At 71.8% G+C, this 5,543-nt stretch carries 4 protein-coding genes; 2 read left to right on the top strand and 2 right to left on the bottom strand.

Annotation, left to right across the window (positions count from 1 at the left end; all coding sequences use genetic code 11):
* Nucleotides 1–929 (bottom strand): alpha-amylase family glycosyl hydrolase (locus tag HW445_RS17120; protein ID WP_257231128.1); only part of this gene is annotated, 929 nt, incomplete at its 3' end.
* A 234-nt stretch (nt 930–1,163) separates the two neighbouring features.
* A complete protein-coding gene (gene glgX, locus HW445_RS17125; RefSeq protein ID WP_180221880.1) occupies nt 1,164–3,299 on the bottom strand; it encodes a glycogen debranching protein GlgX in 2,136 nt (711 codons plus the stop codon).
* Nucleotides 3,300–3,717: 418 nt separating this feature from the next.
* Between glgX and HW445_RS17130 the strand changes: the two genes are divergently transcribed.
* Complete coding sequence (locus HW445_RS17130; RefSeq protein WP_180221881.1) at nt 3,718–4,953, top strand: SAV2148 family HEPN domain-containing protein; 1,236 nt, start codon at nt 3,718–3,720, stop codon at nt 4,951–4,953.
* A 126-nt stretch (nt 4,954–5,079) separates the two neighbouring features.
* Nucleotides 5,080–5,543: exonuclease domain-containing protein (locus tag HW445_RS17135; protein WP_257231129.1), on the top strand; the 464-nt coding region annotated here is incomplete at its 3' end.

Genomic DNA, 5,543 nt, shown 5'->3' on the forward strand with positions numbered 1-5,543 from the left:
CGGAAGCGGTCCAGCATGCCGCGGGCGCCCGCCGGGTCGGTGAGGACCGCGTCCAGGCGGCGCAGCGCGTCGTAGCCGGTGGTGCCGGCCACCGGCCAGCTCTCCGGGAGGCGCTCGTCCTCGGCGAGGATCTTCTCCACCACGGTCCAGCGGCCGCCGGTGGCCTTCTCCAGCCGTCGCAGGTAGGCCCCGGGGTCGGCCAGGCCGTCGGGGTGGTCGATGCGCAGCCCGTCGACCACGCCCTCCTCGAGCAGCTGAAGGATCTTGCCGTGGGTGGCGTCGAAGACCTCCGGGTCCTCCACCCGGACACCGATCAGTTCCGAGACGGTGAAGAAGCGCCGGTAGCCGAGTTCGGTGCGGGCCAGCCGCCACCAGCCGAGGCGGTACCACTGGGCGTCCAGCAGCTCCGGCAGCGGCAGTCCCTCGGTGCCGTCGCGGAGCGGGAAGGCGTGGTCGTGGTAGCGCAGCACCTCCCCGTCGACCCGCAGGTGCGGAAGCTCGGCGCCGAGCGGGCCGCCGAGCACCGGCAGCAGCGTCCGGCCGCCGCCGGCCTCCCAGTCGATGTCGAACCAGGAGGCGTAGGGGGAGCCGGGGCCCTTGCGCAGGACCTCCCACAGCGGGCGGTTGTGCCGGGGCACCATCGCCATGTGGTTCGGCACGATGTCGACGACCAGCCCCAGCCCCTGGGCGCGGGCGGCGCGGGAGAGGGAGCGCAGGCCCTCCTCCCCGCCCAGTTCCTCCCGTACCCGGGCCGGGTCGGTCACGTCGTAGCCGTGGGTGGAGCCGGGGACGGCCTCCAGGACCGGTGAGAGATGGAGGTGCGAGACGCCGAGGGCGGCGAGGTGGGGTACGGCGACCTCGGCCGCCGCGAAGGGGAAACCGGGCTGCAACTGCAGCCGGTAGGTCGAGGTGGGCGCGCGGGAGTCCATGGAGGGGATGTACCCCGGGATGCGCCGGGGGCCGCCGTCTTCCGCCGGACGTGTGACGGGAGGGACGAGACGTGTGACGGGAGGGATGAACGGGGCGGGTGGGAAGCAGGACCCGGGCCGGCGGGAGGGAGGACCCGGGCGGCCGGGCGGGAGGAACGGGGGGCGGCCGGGAGACTCCACGCGGGAGCCGTCCCGGCCGCGGGGGGCCCTCGGACGGGCGGGGCCGGCAGGGCGTCAGGCGGGCCGTCGGAGCACGGTCAGGGCGCGGTCGGTCAGGGTCAGCCGCTCGCCGGCCCGCAGCTTGACCCCACCGCCCTCCGGCACACCCTCCGCCAGGGCCGTGTCGACGACCACCTGCCACTGCTGCCCGTGGTCGTCGGGCAGCGTGAACTCCAGGGGCTGCGGCGAGGCGTTGAAGAGCAGCAGGAACGAGTCGTCGGTGACCCGCTCGCCGCGCGGCCCCGGTTCCGAGATGGCGTTGCCGTTGAGGAACACGGTCAGCGCGCTGGCCGGCGCGGACTCCCAGTCCTCCCGGGTCATCTCGGCGCCCTCCGGGGTGAACCAGGCGATGTCGGAGAGCTCGTCGTGGGTGCCCTCGACCGGACGGCCGTGGAAGAAACGGCGGCGGCGGAACACCGGATGGTCGCGGCGCAGCCACACCATCGACCGCGTGAACTCGCGGATCCGCAGGGCCTCCTCGTCGAAGTCCTCGTCGCCGCCCCCGGACGGCCAGGGCACCCAGGCCAGTTCGCTGTCCTGGCAGTAGGCGTTGTTGTTGCCGTGCTGGGTGCGGGCGAACTCGTCGCCGTGACTGATCATCGGCACGCCCTGGGAGAGCATCAGGGTGGCGATGAAGTTGCGGATCTGACGCCCGCGCAGCGCGCGCACCCCGGGGTCGTCGGTGTCGCCCTCGGCGCCGCAGTTCCAGGAGCGGTTGTGGCTCTCGCCGTCGCGGTTGTCCTCACCGTTGGCCTCGTTGTGCTTGCCGTTGTAGGACACCAGGTCGCGCAGGGTGAAACCGTCGTGGCAGGTGACGAAGTTGACCGAGGCGAGGGGGCGGCGGCCGTCGTCCTGGTACAGGTCGGAGGACCCGGTCAGCCGGGAGGCGAACTCGGCCAGGGTGCGCGGCTCGCCCCGCCACAGGTCGCGCACGGTGTCGCGGTACTTGCCGTTCCACTCGGTCCACAGCGGCGGGAAGTTGCCCACCTGGTAGCCGCCCTCGCCGACGTCCCAGGGCTCGGCGATCAGCTTCACCTGGGAGACCACCGGGTCCTGCTGGACCAGGTCGAAGAAGGAGGACAGCCGGTCCACCTCGTGGAACTGCCGGGCCAGAGTGGCGGCCAGGTCGAAGCGGAAGCCGTCGACGTGCATCTCGGTGACCCAGTACCGCAGCGAGTCCATGATCATCTGAAGGACGTGCGGGGACCGCATCAGCAGGCTGTTGCCGGTTCCCGTGGTGTCCATGTAGTAGCGCGGGTCGTCCGTCAGCCGGTAGTAGGAGGGGTTGTCCAGGCCGCGGAACGACAGCGTGGGGCCCAGGTGGTTGCCTTCCGCGGTGTGGTTGTAGACCACGTCGAGGACGACCTCGATCCCGGCCCCGTGCAGCGCCCGCACCGCGGACTTGAACTCCAGGACCTGCTGCCCGCGGTCGCCCCAGGAGGCGTAGGCGTTGTGCGGGGCGAAGAAGCCGATGGTGTTGTAGCCCCAGTAGTTGCTCAGCCCCAGGTCCACGAGCCGGTGGTCGTTCACGAACTGGTGGACCGGCATCAGCTCCAGCGCGGTCACGCCCAGGTCCGTCAGGTGCTCCAGGATCGCCGGATGGGCCAGCGCCGCGTAGGTGCCGCGCAGTTCCTCCGGGAGCGCCGGATGGGTCATCGTCAGGCCCTTCACATGGGCCTCGTAGATCACCGTCTCGTGGTACGGGGTGCGCGGCGGCCGGTCGTCGCCCCAGTCGAAGTACGGGTTCACCACCACCGACGTCATCGTGTGCGGCGCCGAGTCCATGTCGTTGCGGCTGTCCGGCGCCCCGAAGCGGTACCCGTACACCTCCTCGCCCCAGTCGATCGAGCCGGAGACCGCCTTGGCGTACGGGTCCAGCAGCAGCTTCGCCGAGTTCGTCCGCAGCCCGCGCTCGGGCGCGTAGGGACCGTGCACCCTAAAGCCGTAGCGCTGACCGGGCATCACCCCCGGCAGGTACGCGTGGCGGACGAACGCGTCGCTCTCGCGCAGTTCGACGGCCGTCTCCGAGCCGTCGTCGTGGAGCAGACACAGCTCGACGCGCTCGGCGGCCTCCGTGAAGACCGCGAAATTGGTGCCGGCGCCGTCGTACGTGGCACCCAGTGGATACGCCTCTCCGGGCCAGACCTGCATGGATTCGACTCTCCCAGGTGGATGCGGATCTACGGCACCTCTTCGTGGCGATTCTTCCCGAAAGAAGACGAAGCACGCGCCGTCCGTGCGGATTCGGTACCCCGGGTCAACGTCCTTCCCCGAAACCTCACCCGGAAAGGCGACGCGAATGATGAAGGACGCCGTACCGCCGCGAAAGAAGCGGAATCGGCCATTCTGACCCCCGGCCCGCCCGGACGGCCGCCGACAGGCCCCCGACCACCGCCGATGCAGTATGAAAAGACTCACTCCGTCTCCCTGGCGCTGCTGGAACAGGCGTGCAGAATGCGGTAGTTGAGGAACGAGCCTGTGCATCCGGCTGCACCGCCCGCGAACCCGGAGTAATCTTTCTTGATCATTGAAGAGGACGGCTCCAGGGGGAGCGGAAGGCGGTGCACGGGTGGGCTCGGGAGGCCTGGAGTTGCCCCCTGGCGACAACGGTCGCGAGGCGAACTCCGCAGACGCCCCGCCCGGCGCGGTGTCACTCGCCCGGCCGATGGAGGCCGCCATCGGGCCGGAGCTGGAGTGGGGTGCCGACGCCTGGAGCGAGGTGCGCACCCGCGCCCAGCGGGCCGGCCGCGCCTACATCTGGCTGAATCTGGTCGAACAGCGGATGCGGGCCGTGGTGGCCGCCGTACTGCGCCCCGTCTACGAGCCGGTGCACGGCGACGACTGGGTGGTCGCCGCCGCCGGCCCCGCCGGGCAGGAGTGGGTGCAGCGCGCCGTCGCCGTCCGCGAGGTCAGCCGCCGCAAGGGCTACCTCCTCGACCCGGCCGACGACAACGTGCTCAGCTTCCTGACACTCCCGCAGCTACGCGAGTTGACCGTCCAGCACTGGCCCTGCTTCGAGCCCTACTTCGACGACCGCCGCGAACTCGAACTGGCGCTGGACGAGCTCGAGGTCGCCCGCAACGTCGTCACCCGCAACCGCGCGCTCTCCGAGGCCGTCCTCGCCCAGGCCGAACGCGCCTCCGCGCGGCTGCTCGACATGCTCGGCTCCGGCGGTGACGTGCCCTCCGCCCGCCGGCTGCCCGTCGACGCGGTCGAGGACCTGGTCGGTGACCGGTACGCCGACGTGGTCGCCGTGCACCCCGACCGGGTGCGGCTGCTGCGCCACTTCCCCGCCGAGGACATCTTCGGCGGGGCGCGCCGCCTGGACGCCATCGGCATCGGCCTCAACCTGCTGGTGCAGAACTTCTCCGGCCGGCGGCTGGTCCGCCTGGCCGAGTCCGGCACCCGGGTGCGGCTGCTCTTCCTCAACCCCGCCTCCAGCGCCGTCCGCCGTCGCGAGCGCGAACTGGGCATCAAGCGGGGCGAGCTGGGCCGGGCGGTGGAGATGAACATCCTGCACATGCGGCGGGTGCGGGCCAGGCTGCGCGACCCGGGCGCCTTCGAGATCCAGGTCTACGACGAGACGCCGCGGTTCACGGCCTACCTGGTCGACGGGGACGGTGCCGACGGGATCGCGGTCGTCCAGTCCTACCTGCGGCGCACCCGGGGCATGGAGGCCCCGGTGATGCTGCTGCGCAACGGCGGACGGGTGGTCAGGTCGGGTGCCCCCGAGGAGGGCGCCCTGTTCCCCACCTACCGCGAGGAGTTCGAGGTGGCCTGGGCGGATTCGCGGCCGGTGTCCTGATTCGGGATGCCCCGTTTCCGGCGGGGATGTAGCGGTACGGGAGGCGGTGCGGCCCGGGCGTTGTCAGTGGCGCGTGCGAAGGTGAGGAACACCTGGGGGACGCATCACCACGAGAAGGGGGCCGCCATGGGCTGGCACCACGCACCGCTGATCGGCTTCGACCTGGAGACCACCGGCACCGACCCGCACGAGGCGCGCATCGTCACCGCCGCCGTGCTCGAGGTCAGGGAGGGCGAGACCGCCGGGCGCCGGGAGTGGCTCGCCGATCCGGGCATGGAGATCCCCGCCGAGGCGGTCGCCGTGCACGGTATCACCAACGAGCGGGTGACGGCCTGCGGTCTGCCCGCCGACCGGGTGGCCGACGAGGTGGCCGGCGTGCTCACCTCCTACTGGCAGGCGGGCATACCGGTCGTGGTCTACAACGCGGCCTTCGACCTCACGCTGCTCTCCGCGGAACTCCGCCGCCACGGCCTGCCCTCACTGCGCGAGCGGCTGGGCGGCCAGGACCCGGCGCCGGTCGTCGACCCGTACACGGTCGACCGGGCCGTCGACCGCTACCGCCGCGGCAAGCGCACGCTGGAGGCGGTCTG

It is taken from the genome of Streptomyces sp. UH6 (genome assembly GCF_013421635.1).
In the GTDB taxonomy this organism is placed as follows: Bacteria; Actinomycetota; Actinomycetes; order Streptomycetales; family Streptomycetaceae; genus Streptomyces; species Streptomyces abyssomicinicus.

Bases quoted from the DNA above. Each gene is read 5' to 3' on its own strand.
- glgX (WP_180221880.1), bottom strand. From the start codon at position 3,299: ATGCAGGTCTGGCCCGGAGAGGCGTATCCACTGGGTGCCACGTACGAC.